The following is an 18,476-nucleotide window of genomic DNA, read 5'->3' on the forward strand; positions in this document are numbered from 1 at the left end:
TTTGAACCCTAGAAGGGCTATTAACCCTTGCCGGTTTTCAAGACCGGTGCTTTCAACCACTCAGCCATCTCTCCGGAACGCGGCGTATATTATTGGGTTGGGGTTGGCTTGTAAAGCAAAAAACCATGATTTGGGGTGCGTTTGGTTAGCTTTCAGCCAATAAAAAAGAGGCCAGCGTTTGGCTGACCTCTTTTGGGTGTTGGCTAGGCGGTTTTAGATGTTTTCGACATCAAATTCCACTACCGGGCTCACGTCTGCGTCGTAGTCTACGCCTTCAACGCCAAAGCCAAATAGCTTCAAGAACTCGGCTTTGTATTCGTTGTAGTCGGTCAGCTCAGTGAGGTTCTCTGTGGTGATCTGTGGCCACAGGTCGCGACAGTGCTGCTGAATGTCTTCGCGCAGCTCTAGGTCGTCTAAACGCAGGCGACGCTCGCTATCTACCTCTGGCTCTCTGCCATCGGCTTGATACAGGCGCTGAGTAAACATGCGATAGATTTGCTCCATGCAGCCCTCATGGACGCCTTCTTCGCGCATTTTCTTGAACACCATGGCGATATAAAGCGGCATCACCGGGATCGCTGAGCTGGCTTGGGTGACCACGCTTTTGAGTACCGCCACGTTGGCGCTACCGCCTTTGGCGGCAAGTGTTTGGTTTAGCGCGTTGGCAGCACGGTCTAAGTCCATTTTCGCTTTACCTAGCGCGCCTTCCCAGTAGATTGGCCAGGTAAGCTCTGTACCAATGTAGCTGTAAGCGACAGTTTTGCAGCCTTCAGCAAGGACACCGGCGTCATTAAGGGCGTTGATCCAAAGCTCCCAGTCTTCTCCGCCCATTACGGTAACGGTATCTTGAATCTCTTGCTCGGTAGCCGGTTCAACACTGGCTTCGATGATTTCATCTTTGTTGGTGTCTACCGCGGTTGAGGTGTAGGTCTCACCGATAGGTTTCAGTGACGAGCGCACCAGCTCGCCGCTGTCAGGTAGCTTACGCACTGGCGAGGCCAGCGAGTACACCACCATGTCGATTTGACCAAGGTCTTGTTTGATGAGCTCGATGGTTTTTTGCTTAGCGTCGTGCGAGAAAGCATCACCGTTCAGGCTTTTTGAATACAGGCCTTCTTGCTTGGCAAACTTGTCGAATGCGGCTGAGTTGTACCAACCTGCGGTGCCAGGCTTTTTCTCGGTGCCTGGTTTTTCAAAGAACACGCCAATGGTTGCGGCGCCGCCGCCAAAGGCTGCCGCAATGCGTGAGGACAAGCCATAGCCGCTGGAGGCACCCACAACCAGTACACGCTTAGGCGCATTCGCAATCGGGCCTTGCGCTTTGGTGTAGTCAATTTGCTCTTTTACGTTGGCTTCACAACCAACAGGATGTGTCGTCGTACAGATAAATCCACGAATTTTAGGTTTGATGATCATATTCAACGTCCCTCACAAAATTGAGGCTAAGGATAAATACTAACGCCTGCCTATGCATCCCCTTTTACGGAAAAAGGGCAAAAATACCCAGTGGTTGGAGGTGTTGCAGGCAAGAATAGTGGGCAAGATCTCAGCATTGTGGCCCCAAGTGTCAGCGCCAATAAAAAAGCGCCTGCGAGGTGCAGACGCTTTTTCGCGCAAGTTAGCGACCTTTATGCCGCTTTGCTTGGATTGGGCTTGGCAATGGCACCGCCTTCTAACTGGCTGGAGGTAAACCATTCGGCTTTAAAGTCATCCACTTGTACCGCATAAGCACGCAGTGCATCAGCCTCTAGCAGTTTGTCACGCGCCTCGGCAGTAATGAGATTTTGCTCAACCGCTTGTTGCGAGCGATCCGCCAAGCTGGCTTTGCCATCAATCTGCTTGGCTTTCACCGCTTTGATCAAGGCTTTTTCAGTGTCACGACACGCCCACATTGCGGTAAACGCACGCTCCATCACCGCCACCGGATCGTCGGCTTTGTCGCCCACATAGCATAAGTGCGTCCAACGGTCGCGCTCTGCGCTCGGTGTCATTAACTGCTCGGCAATATGATTAAGCAGCTTGTCAGAGGGCATTTTGTAGTGCATGCCGAGCGGGAACAAGAGCACACGTAGGCTGCGGCCCACCCCTTTGGCAGGGAAGTTATTAAAGGCCCCATCAAACGCTTTGGCACACTGGGCTAGGCAATATTGCAGCGCATAGTGCACCATCGGCAGATCTTGGCTCGGACGGCCTTCATCTTCGTAGCGCTTCAACGTTGCCGACGCCATATAAAGGTGGCTCAGAACATCCCCCAGACGCGCGGACAGCATTTCTCGGCGTTTCAGCTCACCGCCAAGAGACAACATCGCGACATCGGTGGTCACCGCCAGTGCACGACTCATGCGGGTAAGGTGACGATAGTATTTGGCCGTCTCGCCACTCACCGGCGCGCGGTTGGTCAAAGATCCGGTCAGCGCGTTGACCAGACCCATCACGCTGTTTTTAGTGGCATGGCCAATGTGTTTAAACAGCAATTTATCAAACGCTTGGGCGCCGGCCTCTTGGTCTGGGTTCGCCGCCGCTTCCATCTCTTTAAGCACGTAAGGATGGCAACGGGTCGCCCCCTGACCAAAGATCATTAGGTTGCGGGTAAGAATATTCGCGCCTTCCACCGTGATTGCCACCGGAATACCGAAGTAATGATGGCCGATGTAGTTTAGGGGTCCCAACTGAATCGCACGACCCGCGTGCACATCCATCGAATCATTCAAGATGGTGCGCGCAATTTCGGTCATGTGATATTTGGAAATCGCGGTGATGATCGCCGGTTTTTCTCCCTGATCAAGCGCGGTGGTGGTCAGGGTGCGGGTCGATTCAATTAAGTAGTTCAACCCGCCCATGCGGCCTAGGGCTTCTGCTACCCCTTCAAAGCGGCCAATGTGCATACCAAATTGTTTACGCACATAACTGTAAGCGCCTGTGGTACGGGTGGCGAGATGCCCTACCGCCGTCCCCAGTGCGGGTAACGAGATCCCTCGACCGGCTGACAGACACTCCACCAGCATGCGCCAACCACGGCCAACGTAGTCTTTGCCGCCGATGACCCAATCAATCGGGATAAAGACATCCTCGCCCTTGGTGGTGCCGTTCATAAATGCCATGTTGAGCGGATTGTGACGATCGCCAATTTCAACGCCAGGGTGTTCTGCGGGGACCAGGGCACAGGTGATGCCAAGCTCTTTTTTGTCCCCCAGCAGGCCGTCTGGATCGCCCAGTTTAAACGCCAAGCCCACCACGGTCGCCACGGGGGCCAAAGTAATGTAGCGTTTGTTCCAGCTTAAGCGGATCCCCAGCACTTGTTCACCATTGTGTTCACCCATGCACACCACGCCACGGTCTGGAATACTCCCAGCATCGGAGCCTGCTTCTGGGCCAGTTAGGCCAAAGCACGGCACTTCACGGCCATCGGCCAAGCGTGGCAGCCAGTAGTCGCGCTGGTCTTGGGTACCATAATGGGTCAATAGTTCACCCGGCCCCAGTGAGTTAGGCACCATCACGGTCACCGCTGCGCTTAAGCTACGGGTGGCAATGCGCGATACGATGGTAGAGTTGGCAAGCGCCGAGAACGCGAGGCCACCGTATTCTTTGGGAATGATCAGCGAGAAAAAGCGCTCTTTTTTCAGATAATCCCAGACTTCTTCCGGCAGATCTTTTTGCTCTTGGACAATTTTAAAATCATCCAACATCGCCAGGAGGGTTTCTAGCTGATTATCGATAAACGATTGCTCTTCCGCGCTTAACGCCGGCTTGCCATATTGGTGCAAGGTTTTCCAGTTCGGCGATCCGGAAAACAGTTCACCGTCCCACCACACACTGCCGGCTTCCATCGCTTCACGCTCAGTGGCGGATAACGGTGGCAGCACTTTTTTGAAGAAAGTAAACGCTTTATCACTCACCAGTGAACGACGTAATGAAGTTTGAGAGCTCATGATTCAGGTCCTTTTGTTGATCATGGTTGCACTCTTTTTACTGTTATTGTGCGACCAGAACGGGTTTTTACATTGCACTTCACGCACCGTGATACACCTGTCGCTGCGCTGAGTGGTTCAAATAAGCGGGACGCATCGCATCCTCGCTTGATGTGTTTTGATTGCCCTACTCCGCTTGTGACTCCGTCGCGAAGGCGAGCACTTGCCCCTGTTGTGCCATTGCCGCGGGTTTGGCGTTCATCCCTGCTGCTAGATACGGAATTAAGCGGTCAACGATCGCTTCAGTATCAAGGGTGCGACCAAAATCATTTTCGGCAATATCACGCAACGCTTCGCTGGACGCCATGGTGAAAATGGCCGCTCCAAGGGTGAAGTGCAAATGCCAAAACACCGCCTCTGACGTCAGTGCGGGGTTGGCTTTGCGTACCGCTTGGTTAAACAGCGACAGCACGTGTTCGTAACGGGTGGTGATAAACCAACGTAAATGGCCTTGTACATCGGTATAACCGCGGCCAATCAGTTGCATAAAGGTGGCTGCACCATGTGGCCGATACGCATCAAGCGCAAGCACTGGCTGTTTTGCGCATGAGAACACTTGTTCCATCGTGCAATCTGGTCGCACTAAGAGCGCTTGCAGCTGCTCACCGAGCGCTGGCATAAACGCTTCGAGGTAGCGTCCGAGCACGGCACGCACCAGTGATTTTTTGTCGCCAAAGTGATAGTTCACTGAGGCAAGGTTAACGCCAGCCTTGCTGGTAATCGTGCGTAACGACGTTTCTTTAAACCCGTGCTCGGCGAAGAGCTGCTCCGCGGCATCCAGAATTTTTGCTTTGGTGTCGCCTCGTCCTGCCATTGTTCATTCACCTGTATTAAACGCTTGTTTAACTTTATACCCAGACATGGATTTTAACAAGCCTGAAACACGCACGCATCGCATGAGTAACATCACATTATTGAGTGATTTCGACGAGACAGCGACCAGGTGGGTTTACACCCGCGTTTGCTGTATGACCGTATATTGTTTGGTAAATCGTGATGACGTTTTGCGCGCTTGGCTGACTATGTAACGCGTTGAATAAAAATGGTTAAGCAGCCAGCTCTGCCACGCTCTCAGCCATGGCTGTGCTTTTTTTGAACAAAAGTGGGAACCCATTCGCATTTCTGGTAGTCACACCTTGTGCCACTGCTTTTTCTAGAAGACTTTTCTTCTATGCCCACTCGCCGTTTGCTTGTGGGCTTTTTTATGCACTTGCTCCCAAGTTTTGACTTTTCTTGTCGCGATTACGCCAATTCATTCGGCCTCGCTGTACAGTGTGCACGCATTTAGTGACAGCGGGCTTGGTTAACGCGATATGGAATCCTTACTCCTCTTAGTGTTTGTCGCCAGTTTGGTGATGCTTATTGGTGGTATTTGTGGCCTCTCGGCCCTATTCAAAGTCAACGCACTCAATCGAGAGCTCTCGGAAGTGCGCCATACCCTTTCCCAGTTGCAATCGAAAGCGGACGCTGACGCGGTGCCGACGTCCACTCAAGCCAACCTCACGGCTGAGGCTCACACAGAGCCGGTTGAAGCTGGCCGCGATACAGACGCGGCTATGGTATCGCGTGATAGCCACCCATTAACGCAGGAAACCCTCACCACATCGACCCGGCATGCACCATCTAACACTGAGCCCAGTGTTGCAGAGCCGGTCGCAACCAACACCGCCCATACCGCCTCTGACGCGCAACCATCAGGCGATAACCGTCATCGTCTCGCTTGGCTTGAGCGCGCGAAACAACAGTGGCTGGTTTGGAGTGGCGCCGGTATTTTTACCCTCGGCGGACTTTTCTTAATTTCCTACCTGATCAGTGAAGGTTATTTCCCTCCGTTAGCCCGTCTTGGCTTGGGAGCGCTGTTTGGCGTCGGCTTGATTGTTGGCAGTGAATGGCTGCACGATAAGTTGCGCCGGTATACGCAAATTGATTGGCCGAGCTATGTGCCGGCTGCGATTGCGAGCGCGGGCTTTATCAGCTTGTTTGGCCTGACCTTGATGGCGGCGACGCCCTATCAGTTTATTTCCGAGCCAGTCGCCGTCGTGATGCTGGCGCTGATTTCGCTCGCTGCCACCTTCTACGGGCTTAGATTTGGTCCGTTACTGACCGTGGTCGGGCTCATCGGGGCGTATGGCGCGCCATTGTTCTCTACCAGTGCCACCCCCAGCTACGGGTTGCTCGCCAGTTATTTCTTGCTCGTCGCCGCCGCCATCACCTATGTGGCTCAGCGCGTCGAGCGCCGATGGCTATGGTATAGCTTGTGGGGGATGCACCTTGCTTGGCTGTTTGCTTTTGCGCATTTTTCGGTGCCATTGCTTATCGTTACCGGGTTTGCCCTCGGCTCTGTGTACCTATTAGTCGCGGTGCCAACGTTGGGGTGGTTACTCAAACCAACATCTGACGCGCCACTGTCTTGGCGCACCCTTGTCGATATTCGAGCTTGGCACCATCACGCACTCGATACTTGGCTGATGCTGGCAATAATGTTTATTGCCTCTACTGCAGCGTTTTCTTTACCGTTTACGGTCGGGATGCCATTGATGGCCGCGTTGGTGGCATGGCTTTATCTCGCGCCGCTTTTCTCCGCACGCTGGGATGCGTGGCCGGTGCTGGGCTTAGCTTGGGTCGCCCTCTGGTTATGGTTCGGTGATCTTGCCCGCGACCCACTTGCCCAGCAGGTTGGCTTGGGGATGGGTGTCATTACCCTGCTCTATGGCTTAGCCCTAGGTAAACGGTCACCGCAACGTATCCATTTTATCTGGCTAGCGTGCCTGGCCACGCCCTTCATGGTGAGCCTTAATGCGAAGGTGACAGGCGCGTTTTGGGGGGGAACGCTTGCGTACGCGTCTAGCGCACCGTTATGGGCGGCTTGCCTCGCCGGTGGCGGCGCGGTGTTAGCGGCCTTTACTCGTCATTTTAAAGGTACCGATCAGGCCCATGTTCTGGCTCGATTGAGCCTGTGGTGTGGCGTCAATGCCCACCTGGCGCTCGCGTTAACGTTGCTGCTGAGCGATTACGCTCTGACCTTCGCCTTGACCGCGCAAGCAGTGGTGATGCTTTGGCTCACCCATCAATACCGGATAGCGCTCGCCAATTGGGTGATCCAAGCACTGCTCAGCGTGGTGCTCGCGCGCGCGACCTTGTTATTGCTCTCCACCCATCATATGGCATCACTGCCAGACACATTATGGCTTTATCCGTCGCTTGGGCTGTTGATTTATGTTGGTCAGCGCTGGGTCCAAAACCACACACTGCCCGCTTGGCTCACTGGCGCACAACTGCAACTCGCCGCGCTGTGGCTCACAAGTGCAACACTGTGGCTATGTGATCTTCAAGGGCTGACCAGCGTGATGCACTCGGTTTCTGGCGCGGTGGTCATGAGCATGAACTGGTTATTATTGGCGTGTGTGTATCTTTATCGTGCTCGCGCCGCGCAGACATTCGCGTTTTTGTACCGTATCGGCGGCATCGCCCTCTTAGTCTTAAGTGCACTCACCCAATTTATTCTCTTTTTCGAGCATAACCCATACGTTGAGAGGGTCTCGATTGGTGACTCGCCACTTGCCAGTTTACTCTGGCCTTGGTGGGGCGTTCCTTTGCTCGCGTGTGTGTGGTTAGCGAAATGGGGATATCCATCGCTACCCTTGCCAAAAGCCCGAGTGCAAACAGCGGCCAGCACCTGTGCCGCGGTGTTTGGTTTTTTGCTGGTTAACGGTTTGATCCGTCAGACTTGGCAAGGCGATACCATTGCCCTGTCGCAATTGACCTCACATGCAGAGCTGTATACCTACTCATTGGTATGGTTGGCAATAGGGAGTTTGAGCTTGCTTGGTGGCTACTGGCAGCAATCGGTACGGGTGCAGCAAGGCGCAATGGCGGTGTTGGCGCTAGTAATCCTAAAAGTGTTCCTGGTTGATATGGCAAGTTTAGAGGGGCTGATGCGAGCATTGTCCTTTATTGGCCTTGGGCTTTGCTTGGTGGCGTTGGGTGGATTGTTCCAATGGCTCAAGCAACGGCAATGGGCCGCCTAGCCCGACGTCGGTGACACGCTAGGCCATCTCACTCTATTGCAATAGCTGTGTTGCAATAGCGTGAGATGGCGGCATTAATTGCCGCCATTTATGAGACAAGCGTCACATCTACATCGCCTATTGATTAAATATCACGACTTTTTTTAATTTGTAGGAACTTCTTTAAATTCGCCCAGTCCTAATGGGTGCATCGGTAAGAAATGCCTTATCCCCCTCAGAACGTGAGGGAGCATGATTCATCTTTCTTTCCGACCTGCTGCTGCTTTTTCTACTTACTTTAGAGTTTGTTTGTCTCTACCTTTATTTTTGCCCACCTTGTGTGGGCTTTTTTTATTTTGGGGCTGGGTCGTCCGAAGTCACCTGACCATCTGCGATCATTTGATACGGTGAGGCATAACGTAAGTTAAGTCCCAGTTGCGATAGCGTCTGCGAGGCATCAATCCATTTACCATCGCCTGCACTTGGCTGATACTCAGGCGGTGTCAAACCCATTTCACGCGCTGCCCAGCCGTAGTACACACTTTTCGCTGGGTGCAGTTCCGCGCACAGATGAAAGGTGTGACCCCATTGACGCTGATGGATAATCGCACTGATCGCCGCCATCACATCACTGCGGTGGATCAAGTTTACCGGCTCATTGCCGCCTGATAAGCCTTGTCGACCCGCGAGCATAGTTGAAGGATGACGCGCACCGCCAATCAACCCCGCGAGCCGCATGATTGTTCCTTTCTCTCCATACGTTTCGCGCAGATGCGCTTCGATATGTTCGTGTGCTTTGCCCGACGCCGTGGTGGCGGCGGTCGCGGTGTGCTCGGTCACCTGCCCTTTAAGCTCCCCGTATACAGAAGTGGTGCTGATAAAGAGCACATGCTCAACGCCTGCTTGGGCCAGGCGGTCGATAAACGCGCACATGGCATCGCGGTATGCATCAAAGTCGGCGTGACGACGCCCCGCCGCGATATTGATCACCACGATGTCAGTCTCGAGCAATGCCGCCGCTGATTGATAATCCGGCGCCATCACATCAAACGGCACCACGGTGGTCGCCAGCGTCTCGCTCAATGCTTGCGCCGAGGCTAGCTCACGTTTGGTCCCCACCACGTGGTGTCCAGCGCCAAGTAGGTGTGACGCCAGCGGTTGGCCCAACCAACCACATCCACAAATTCCAACTTTCAATCCTGACACACGCGCTCCTTATGATTACCTAGGTTTACGTAATTATTTTTCAATGTAATGGTTAACACCACCCATTTCGGCTAATTTTTGACCATTTATTTATTTCGCGCTGTAAATATATTCCTTAATCATGTAAGGAAATAACTAAAAGCGTGAATGGTGACAAAGTTTTTATGCTCAGATAGTCATAATAATGTCATTACAATCCGCGAGAGGATAGACTATCTGTTACTAAACGGCAGTCAAAAGCCGTGGTGAATGACGCACTTAACACTTCATTGATGCTCGCTCTCATCGAGCGACAGTTTTTAACTTTGGTCTTGAACGTAAGCGGTAACTCAGATGAATACTCTGGAAAAAATACAAAAAAATCTTGAAAACTTCAGCAAATCTGAAAGAAAAGTTGCTGAAATCATTGTCGCCTCCCCTCAAACCGCTATTCACTCGAGTATTGCGACTTTGGCAAAGATGGCTGATGTGAGCGAGCCAACGGTTAACCGTTTTTGTCGTCGCCTGGACACCAAAGGCTTCCCGGACTTTAAACTTCACTTGGCACAAAGCTTGGCCAACGGCACCCCGTATGTGAACCGCAACGTTGAAGAGAACGATGGTGCGGATGCTTACACGGCGAAGATTTTTGAGTCAACCATGGCCTGTTTGGATGTAGCGAAAAACAGCATCGACACGCACCAAATTAACCGCGCGGTCGACATGCTAACCCAGGCGAAAAAAATCGCCTTTTTCGGGTTGGGCGCATCCGCATCGGTCGCGCATGACGCGCAAAACAAGTTCTTCCGTTTTAACATTCCGGTGGTGTGCTTTAACGACATCGTGATGCAACGAATGAGCTGTATTAACTGTAATGATGGCGATGTGGTGGTAATGATTTCACACACAGGGCGTACCAAAAGCTTGGTTGATGTGGCTAATTTAGCCCGTGAAAACGGTGCCACTGTAATCGGCATCACGCAGCGCGACTCGCCGCTAGATAAAGTGTGTTCCCACACCATCCAGCTCGATGTGCCGGAAGACACAGACGAATACATGCCGATGGCAAGCCGGGTCGTGCAAATGACGGTTATCGACGTGCTAGCAACAGGCTTCACGCTTCGCCGTGGCCCAGGATTTAGAGATAACTTGAAGCGTGTCAAAGAAGCCATTCGCGATTCACGCTTTCATAAAGAATCCCTGACCTAACTAAAAGGAGTGCGTTGGCACTCCTTTTTTGTGTCATCTTTTCGACGTTTTTGATGCGCTACACTGATGTCAGCATGTCGTCGAATCCAGACTTGGCGGTGATGTTGCCCTTTCTGCACTATCCCTTAAAACATCACCCTGTATATAGGAGTTAATCATGTCTGCAAAACTGAGAAGAACGAAGATTGTTACCACATTAGGCCCTGCCACCGACAAAGACAGTGTGTTGGAGTCAATTATTGTCGCCGGTGCTAACGTCGTTCGCCTCAACTTCTCTCACGGCAGTGCGGAAGACCATATTAAACGCGCCGATCAAGTGCGCGCGATTGCGGCGCGACTTGGCCGCCACGTGGGTATTTTGGGTGATTTGCAAGGTCCTAAAATCCGTGTTTCGACCTTTAAAGACGGTGCCATCACTCTCTCCGTTGGCGATAAGTTCACGTTAGATGGCGAGCTATCGCCTGGCATGGGCGACCAAGACGCGGTCGGCCTTGATTATAAAGCCCTGCCTCAGGACGTCACCAATGGCGATATTCTGCTGCTCGATGATGGCCGCGTACAGCTCAAGGTACTGGCGGTTGAAGGGGCCAAAGTGCATACCGAAGTCACGGTAGGCGGCAAGCTCTCTAACAACAAAGGGATCAACAAAAAAGGCGGAGGCCTGTCTGCCCCTGCACTGACGGAAAAAGACAAGCAAGACATTCTGACTGCCGCCAAAATTGGCGTCGACTTCTTAGCGATCTCCTTCCCGCGCAACGGCCAAGATATGCACTATGCCCGCTCTTTGGCGCGCGACGCTGGCTTGGACGCGCGTTTGGTGGCCAAAGTTGAACGTGCCGAAACCGTGGTCAGTGATGAGAGTATCGACGACATTATTGAAGCGTCTGATGTGGTGATGGTGGCGCGCGGTGATCTTGGTGTGGAAATTGGCGACCCAGAATTGGTTGGGGTACAAAAGCAGCTCATTCGCCGCGCGCGCAGCATGAACCGTTTGGTGATCACTGCCACCCAGATGATGGAATCAATGATTTCCGCCCCCATGCCTACTCGCGCGGAAGTGATGGATGTGGCCAATGCGGTGCTCGATGGCACCGATGCAGTGATGCTATCGGCAGAAACCGCTGCCGGTCAGTACCCACTGGAAACAGTACGCTCAATGGCTGAAGTGTGTGTCGGGGCTGAGAAGATGCCGTCGGTTAACGTATCGAATCACCGCCTAGACCGCCAGTTTGATAGCCAAGAAGAAACAGTCTCTATGGCGACCATGTACGCGGCGAACCATATGAAAGGGGTCAAAGCCATGGTGTCGCTGACCGAATCGGGCCGTACAGCCTTGATGATGTCACGTATCTCATCCGGTAAGCCGATTTTCGCGTTATCGCGTCATGAACATACGCTTAACCGTGCCGCACTCTATCGTGGTGTGACGCCGGTGTATTTTGACAGTGACAGCGGTGCCGGCTTACAAGTGGCGGAGCGCGCCCTGCAAACCTTAAAAGAAGGTGGCTTTTTGGCCGAGGGAGACCAGGTGATCATGACCCAAGGCGATCAGATGGAAGTGATTGGCTCTACCAACACCATGCGTGTGCTGACAGTGAAATAGTCGTGCTCTCACGCCTGCTATGTAAATAACTCGCGGACAAAGCGCATACTAGAAACGCAAAAGGCGACCTAATCGGGTCGCCTTTATTATTACCTGTGGGTGACTGCTGGAGCATCCGTGAGACGGTCGCCGGTCAGGCCGGTTTAGGTCGCCAGTGCGGATTGATGTGCGCCATTAGAATATGATCTTCCCATCGGCCATTAATCAACAAGTAATCACGCGCTCGGCCTTCATATTCAAACCCCACTGCCTCTAGCACCTTGGCACTACGCTGGTTACACGGCATGTAGGAAGCACACACACGATGGATATGGACGTTATCGAATAGCCACTGATTGGTCGCGGCGAGCGCTCGACGCATGATCCCTTGTCCTTGTGCCGCTTCATCTAACGAGTAGCCCACGGTGCACGAATAAGACGGGTATTGCATCACACTGGTATAAGAAATCACCCCTAACACGTGAGGCGAGTCTTGCTTGGCGATCAAAAAATAATAAGCCAGCTGATGCTTTTGTAACTCCATCAGCTGCAGCACGCGCCGCTTCCATCCCTGTTCAGTATAAAAGCCAGCCGCACGCTCAGGCTCCCAAGGGGCGAGAAAATCACGGTTGCGCTGAAAGTATTGCACCACCCGGGTCACGTCCTCGTGACTGATGGCATCTATGCGTAGCTCATCAACGGACAAACGCGGGAAGTGACTCACTGACGTCTGATACATACTGGCTTCCGACATCAGCTTACTTTTTACCAATCCCATAGTCGCGCAGTTTATTGGCAATGGCAGTGTGCGAGACATCCAACCGTTTAGCCAGCTTGCGCGTTGAAGGGTAGCTTCGATACAGGTTATGCAAAATCCCCGACTCGTAACGCTTCATGATTTCATCTAACGAGCCATCCATCGATTCTTCACTCATAAACTGGGTGTTTTCAATTTCTGGCAGTTGGACGTCATCAATCGTCATCACTTCTGCGTCAATTTGGGTCATCGCATGAAGCAACACATTGCGTAACTGGCGGATATTCCCGGGCCACGCGTAGTGGGTAAGATAGTCCGCCAACGCCTCATCGATGCGCGGCTTGGATTGCCCTAAATCGGCAGCAAATTGTTTGACGAACAGTTCTGCAAGCGGCATCACGTCGGCCGTTCGCTCTCTAAGTGGTGGGACAGTGAGCGATAACACATTGAGACGATAGAAGAGATCTTCACGGAACTGATGGGCCGCCACCAGCTCAGGCAAGTTTTTCTGTGTTGAACAGATCACTCTTACATCCACCTGCATCTCGCGTTCTTCCCCCACGCGGCGGAAGGTACCATCTTGCATAAAGCGCAATAGCTTCACTTGCAGGTGGCGGCTCATTTCGCCCACTTCGTACAAGAATACCGTGCCGCCATCAGCTTGCTCTAAGATGCCTTTTTTGGCGCTACCGCCTTCTTCGGCGGCCGCCATACCAAACAATTCGGTTTCAGCGGCGTTATCCGGCATAGAGACGCAGTTAACGAGTAGGAAAGGTTTGTCTGCGCGCAAGGAGTGACGGTGGCAGGCACGCGCTATCATTTCTTTACCTGTGCCCGTTTCGCCTTGTACTAAGAGAGGTGCATCCAACATCGCCAGCTTTTTCGCTTGGCTAATAAGCTGCTTAAACTTGTTTGACTGACCCACAAGATGATCAAACCCGTGATCGCTCGGGGTACGGAACACAGTTTGCGAGGTGTTATTCATCGCCACCTGCTTGAGCTGCACCACCGCACTCACCAATACAGGCTGCTCACTTTCGTCATTGATGTGCACTGGCATCACTTCCATGAGGAAGTCGAGCCCAGCCATTACCACCATACGACAGCTTTGGCTGGCTTCTTCTTTTTCCAGCCAATGGGCAAACTGAAAGTCAGGAAACACGCTGTTTGCATGTTCATCGATAAGCTGGTGTTCACTCGAGCCAATCAAGTCTTGCGCCGCCTTGTTGGCCATATCAATGTAGCCATCGAGGTTAATCGACACCACAGGATCGGTCAGGCTTTCAACTAACGCTCGCAACTCTTTATGTTCACGCTCAGCCGGTAAGAATTGTACTTTGCGTACGTCGGTGACCCCAGAAATGAGTCGAATTTCCGACATCAACTGGCTAAAGGCGTCGAATTCAATTTCCGGACAGTTGAGGTATATGATCCCGACCTGGTCAATTTCAATACCACGCAGGTCGATGTCGCGGCGCACCAGAATATCGAGGAGTTCGCGGGTAAGCCCGATCCTATCTTCACAACAGACTTTCAGTCTCATAATGGATTCCTGTAACTTGACAGTGATACCCAATACCGGCAGCAAGCCTTTTTGCGATGAGTACCCTAAAACTATGCCCGCTTCAACGGGTTACTGAAGCATTCATCGTCGCGGCTGCATGCGCTGCATTAGCTGTCAGGATAAGTTGACACTGAAGCGGAGTTTGAGCGGGTTGGGGGGAACAGTCAAGCCCTGATGCGATTTTTGCCTTACGCCGTCACGTTTGTAGCACAGAGAACACGCAATTAACTCACTGATTATTCAATGAATACCAATGTGGCTGGTAAGTCTACCTACCAGCCACCTTACCGGCGTGGACTATGACGCGTCTTGTTGACGCTTCCCCACCAGCCGCTTGACCAACTCACGGCGAAGTTGTGACAGGCTAGGCGCGGCTTGACCATGCCAAGGCAGTGGCCGCATGAGTGTCATGGTTTTAAGCCCCAACCGCGCGGTGAGCAGGCCAATGCCGAGCCCCTGCGCCACCCGGCCTGATACTCGGCCAGCGATATTGACGGACAACACATCAAAACCCACATCAGTCATCGCCTCACTGGCACCCGCCAGCGCCATGTTAGTGAGCACCATTTTCAGTAGGCGAAAACGTGCTTTAACGCCCAGTTGGATCCCGTAGATCTGCGCGATACGCGTCATCAAATGAAAGTTACGCCAGGCAACCAACAACATGTCTGCCGCCGCCAACGGGCTCACCGCCACCATGAGTGCCGCCTCTTGCGCGTGCTTGGTTACCAGGTCACGCGCCGCTTTATCTTGCGCACTCAGTACTTGCTGCTCATAGAGACTCAGAATTTCACTGTCGTTATGTGTGGCCGCCAGTTGCTGCTGCCAGTTGGCAAAGGCTGCCGTTTGGGCCTGCCCGGTTTGCTCAGCCAATTGCTGACAAAACCGCTCTCCTTGCCCGACCGCATCACTGCTTAGCAGCTGTTTCGCTTGCTCCCGCACGGCTTCACGCTGAACCAAACGACGCATCGCCCGCCATTCTTTGCCCAGCATCACCAGTCCGGTTGTGGCAACCGCGACGAGCAGACCCTGCCAACCCAGACTCAACCAATCTCGTTCGAGCCAGCTTTGATAGACGCTGTCCGCCGATTGCCACACGGCGAGCAGCACAGTCACCAATAGCAAAAATGGCCACACGGGGCGACGTTTACGTGGCGAAGGCCTTAAGGTCGCATCAAGATCCGCATCCCACTCTTCACTCGAGACAGGGGTAAAATCGGTTTCCGATTCGAATTGGGTTCCTTGTTGTAATTCGCTTTCCGTGTCACGTTCTACGTCCACATTTTGTGCAAAGGTTTGTTTTGGCTTGTAGTGCGTCATAGCGCCCTCGCTTATCGAAATTTATCACCCAGCAAGTAATCCAGTGCCTTATCCATACGAATGTGCGGTAACGGCGCATCCAGTGGCGCTTGCTGAGGACGGAAAGAGGGAAAGTCAAATCCTTGCGTTTGCCAGAATGTTTCATCAGGTAGCTGCGCTGGCACATCGCCGGGATACAGGGTGACTGGCGAGTTGTCTGCAAGCACACCTTTTAGCGCACTCTGGCTATCGCCTTTTACCGTGACATAGCCTGGTGTGGTGGCTTCAATCGCGGCCAAACTTTGACAACGCATATCAATGCCCTCAAACGCAGCTTGCTGCCACGCCTGATGAACGATTTGTTGTAATAAGCTCACCATATTTGGGTGTTGATCGGGCGTCACATGATCGGCTTTAGTGGCCGCAAACAATACCTTGTCAATCCGTGGTGAAAACAGCCGTTTCATCAGCCCTGACTTGCCATATTTAAAACTTTGCATCAGCTGCTCAACGGCAAGACGCATATCGTGAAATGCCGCCGGCCCTGCATTCAGGGGCTGCAACGTATCCACCAGGATCACTTGCCGGTCTATTTTGGCAAAATGCTCGCGGTAGAACTTGGCGACCACGTGCTCGCAATAATAGTCGTAGCGCGCTTTTAGCACCCCGTAATTCGAGTCTTTCCCGGCTTTGGCTAGGTCGTGTTCATTTTGGCTACCAACCCAAGGGAAGAATTGCACCACGGGCGCGCCCGCTAATTCACCTGGCAGCACAAATCGACCAGGCTGTACCCAGTGCAAGCCATCATGTGCTTTGCATTGGTGTAAAAACGCCGTGTAGTCTTCAGCAATTTCCGCCAGCTTTTTTTCATCAGCAGGGGCAAACGGGTCAAGAGCCGCTGCCTTAGTTGTCCAAGTGGAGGCCAGCTCGCCCCGACGGCCGGTGAGTAGCCCAGCTTGTTTGGCCGACCAGTGCGAGTAGGTTTGGCTTAACAAGGGTAAATCGAGCAGCCACTCCCCGGGATAATCGACAATATCCACGTATAGTGTGGCCATTTCGTTGATCGCTCTCAGGGCAGCCGACTGCGGTCGATAGCGCACCGCAAGGCGCACTTCACTGACATCACGTGTCGGCGACGGCCATACTGGCGGAGTTTGATGAAGCGCTTGCATGGCACTGTCGTAGTCAAAGGCTGGCAGGTGCATATGCGGGTGGGGTTCACGACGTGCGCCCAGCCCACGCCCCTGTTGCACCAGTGACATCAGCGGTAAGTTGGGCTCTGTGCCCAAATGCGTCAATTGATTGATAAGAGAGGTAATAAAGGCGGTTTTACCCGCGCGAGAAAGACCGGTCACCGCGAGGCGAACATGACGGTCAGCCCCACGGCTCACCCACTGCTTCACGCGCCTTTTCACTGATGGCATAGGTTGATATGGCTCCTAGTTGGCCAAGCTGCCCAAACAGGGCAGCGAGGTTAGAGTTTTTTGAAGGCTTGGTCGACGTTAAAGGTCGATGAGGTTACATACGCCTCCATGTGCGTCACCTTGTCTTCCATGTGGCTAAACTCGCGGTCGAGATCCGCGATCAATTGGCTGGCAGACTTCCCTGATTGCCAAGGTTTTTGCTTCACTTGATGGTCTTGCGGCGCGGCACTCGGCTCTTGACTCACCTCTGACGGCTTTTTATCCAGGATCAGTACCGCCGCGATATAAGCGACCACCACAAAGAACCCAAAACCGAGTAAAAATGCCGAGACAGTCAGGATGCGCACTAACCAGGTTTCCATGCCAAAGTGATTGGCAAGCCCGGCGCACACCCCTGCGATGCGGCCATTTTCTGGATCTCTGTACAAGGTATTACTCATGCGCGTTGCCTCCAGTGAGGGGCTTCTGCATCCAGTAGACGCTCTAGGTTATCCACCCGTGCCTGCAGCTTTTCGGCACGCTGAGCCAATTGTTGCAGTGTTTCGTAATCTTGCCCACTCAAGCCTTGCGCCACTTGTCGCTTACTGCGGTAATGCAGAAATAACCACAATGGGGCGACAAACAGCAAGAAAATCGCCAGTGGGAAACCAAGAAATAATGATGACATGTCCGCTCCTTGAGGTATCGTTACGATTGATTGTCTTTCATTTTAGCTTTCAAAGACGCCAGCTCTTTTTCAATCTCGTCTTGCGCTTGTAAGTCAGCGAACTCGTCTTCTAGGCCTTTTCCTTTGCCCATTTGATAACTGTCTGCTTCCGCTTCTAGTTCGTCAATACGGCGCTCATATTGTTCAAATTTCGCCATTGCCTCATCGGCACGCCCACTGCCGAGGTGACGGCGCACATCACGGCGATTGCCTGCTGTTTCACGACGAATCGTCAATGACTGCTGACGCGCGCGTGTCTCGCTTAACTTGGTTTCTAATGCCGCAATTTCGCCGGCAAGCTTCTCTACGCTTTCATTAATCAGCGTCAGCTCTTCGTCCAGCGCGACTTTAACATCATGCGCTTTTTGCTTCTCAATCAATGCGGCGCGAGCCAGGTCTTCACGATCTTTTTGCAATGCGAGTGAGGCTTTGTCCTGCCACTCTTGGATCTGACGCTCGATGTTTTCAATTTTGCGCGCCACTTCTTTTTTATCGGCTAGCGCTTTTGCCGACGAGGTACGCACCTCAACGAGGGTGTCCTCCATTTCTTGAATGATCAAACGGATCATTTTTTGTGGATCTTCTGCCTTGTCTAACAATGCGTTGACGTTAGCATTCACAATATCAGCAAAACGCGAAAAAATTCCCATCATAGACTCCTTAATACGCTTCCTCGTTGATGAGCCCTAGAGTTAAGGCCAGTGGCGCGTTAACCCGTGGTACTCGGCTCTGACACACTCAATAGAATTCAAATCCCATGCCAACTTTTAAGGTG

14 protein-coding genes are annotated in these 18,476 nt (G+C 52.7%); 3 read left to right on the forward strand and 11 right to left on the reverse strand.

Features of this window, described 5'->3' with window-relative positions:
• Positions 1-213: 213 nt before the first annotated feature.
• From fabV to BZG25_RS02525, 3 genes are all read right to left on the reverse strand, one after another.
• Positions 214-1,416, reverse strand: a complete 1,203-nt coding sequence (gene fabV, locus BZG25_RS02515) for an enoyl-ACP reductase FabV (protein ID WP_077638490.1) — start codon at positions 1,414-1,416, stop codon at positions 214-216.
• A gap of 212 nt (positions 1,417-1,628) precedes the next feature.
• The gene (locus BZG25_RS02520; RefSeq protein ID WP_077638491.1) at positions 1,629-3,929 is read right to left on the reverse strand and encodes an acyl-CoA dehydrogenase; all 2,301 of its coding nucleotides are present in this window, start codon (positions 3,927-3,929) and stop codon (positions 1,629-1,631) included.
• Between the two features lie 166 nt (positions 3,930-4,095).
• Positions 4,096-4,782: a TetR/AcrR family transcriptional regulator gene (locus BZG25_RS02525; protein ID WP_077579249.1), complete on the reverse strand. Its 687-nt coding sequence runs from the start codon at positions 4,780-4,782 to the stop codon at positions 4,096-4,098.
• A 499-nt stretch (positions 4,783-5,281) separates the two neighbouring features.
• Between BZG25_RS02525 and BZG25_RS02530 the strand changes: the two genes are divergently transcribed.
• Positions 5,282-7,996, forward strand: a complete 2,715-nt coding sequence (locus tag BZG25_RS02530) for a DUF2339 domain-containing protein (RefSeq protein ID WP_077638492.1) — start codon at positions 5,282-5,284, stop codon at positions 7,994-7,996.
• Between the two features lie 330 nt (positions 7,997-8,326).
• On the opposite strand, the gene BZG25_RS02535 is transcribed toward BZG25_RS02530, so the two are convergent.
• Positions 8,327-9,181 (reverse strand): NAD(P)H-binding protein, encoded by an 855-nt coding sequence (locus BZG25_RS02535; protein WP_077638493.1) that lies wholly within the window; start codon positions 9,179-9,181, stop codon positions 8,327-8,329.
• A 333-nt stretch (positions 9,182-9,514) separates the two neighbouring features.
• Here BZG25_RS02535 and BZG25_RS02540 point away from each other — a divergent pair, with 333 nt between their 5' ends.
• Entirely contained in the window at positions 9,515-10,369 is an 855-nt protein-coding gene (locus BZG25_RS02540) for a MurR/RpiR family transcriptional regulator (protein ID WP_046073477.1), read from the forward strand.
• A 157-nt stretch (positions 10,370-10,526) separates the two neighbouring features.
• A complete protein-coding gene (gene pyk, locus BZG25_RS02545; protein ID WP_077579246.1) occupies positions 10,527-11,972 on the forward strand; it encodes a pyruvate kinase in 1,446 nt (481 codons plus the stop codon).
• A 133-nt stretch (positions 11,973-12,105) separates the two neighbouring features.
• On the opposite strand, the gene BZG25_RS02550 is transcribed toward pyk, so the two are convergent.
• The 7 genes from BZG25_RS02550 to pspA all read right to left on the reverse strand — a co-directional run bounded on the left by BZG25_RS02550 (position 12,106) and on the right by pspA (position 18,351).
• Entirely contained in the window at positions 12,106-12,729 is a 624-nt protein-coding gene (locus BZG25_RS02550; RefSeq protein ID WP_241828635.1) for a GNAT family N-acetyltransferase, read from the reverse strand.
• Positions 12,710-14,251, reverse strand: a complete 1,542-nt coding sequence (gene tyrR, locus BZG25_RS02555; RefSeq protein ID WP_046073479.1) for a transcriptional regulator TyrR — start codon at positions 14,249-14,251, stop codon at positions 12,710-12,712. Before tyrR ends, BZG25_RS02550 begins: the two co-directional genes overlap by 20 nt.
• A gap of 318 nt (positions 14,252-14,569) precedes the next feature.
• A complete protein-coding gene (locus BZG25_RS02560) occupies positions 14,570-15,592 on the reverse strand; it encodes a YcjF family protein (RefSeq protein WP_077638494.1) in 1,023 nt (340 codons plus the stop codon).
• 11 nt (positions 15,593-15,603) lie between these two features.
• The gene (locus BZG25_RS02565) at positions 15,604-16,995 is read right to left on the reverse strand and encodes a YcjX family protein (RefSeq protein WP_077638495.1); all 1,392 of its coding nucleotides are present in this window, start codon (positions 16,993-16,995) and stop codon (positions 15,604-15,606) included.
• Positions 16,996-17,045: 50 nt separating this feature from the next.
• Complete coding sequence (gene pspC, locus BZG25_RS02570; protein WP_077638496.1) at positions 17,046-17,435, reverse strand: envelope stress response membrane protein PspC; 390 nt, start codon at positions 17,433-17,435, stop codon at positions 17,046-17,048.
• Complete coding sequence (gene pspB / locus BZG25_RS02575; RefSeq protein ID WP_046073483.1) at positions 17,432-17,662, reverse strand: envelope stress response membrane protein PspB; 231 nt, start codon at positions 17,660-17,662, stop codon at positions 17,432-17,434. Before pspB ends, pspC begins: the two co-directional genes overlap by 4 nt.
• A 20-nt stretch (positions 17,663-17,682) precedes the next feature.
• Entirely contained in the window at positions 17,683-18,351 is a 669-nt protein-coding gene (gene pspA / locus BZG25_RS02580; RefSeq protein ID WP_046073484.1) for a phage shock protein PspA, read from the reverse strand.
• Positions 18,352-18,476 lie beyond the last annotated feature (125 nt).

The sequence above is a fragment of the Salinivibrio sp. ML198 genome, assembly GCF_001996015.1.
GTDB classification, from domain to species: Bacteria; Pseudomonadota; Gammaproteobacteria; order Enterobacterales; family Vibrionaceae; genus Salinivibrio; species Salinivibrio siamensis.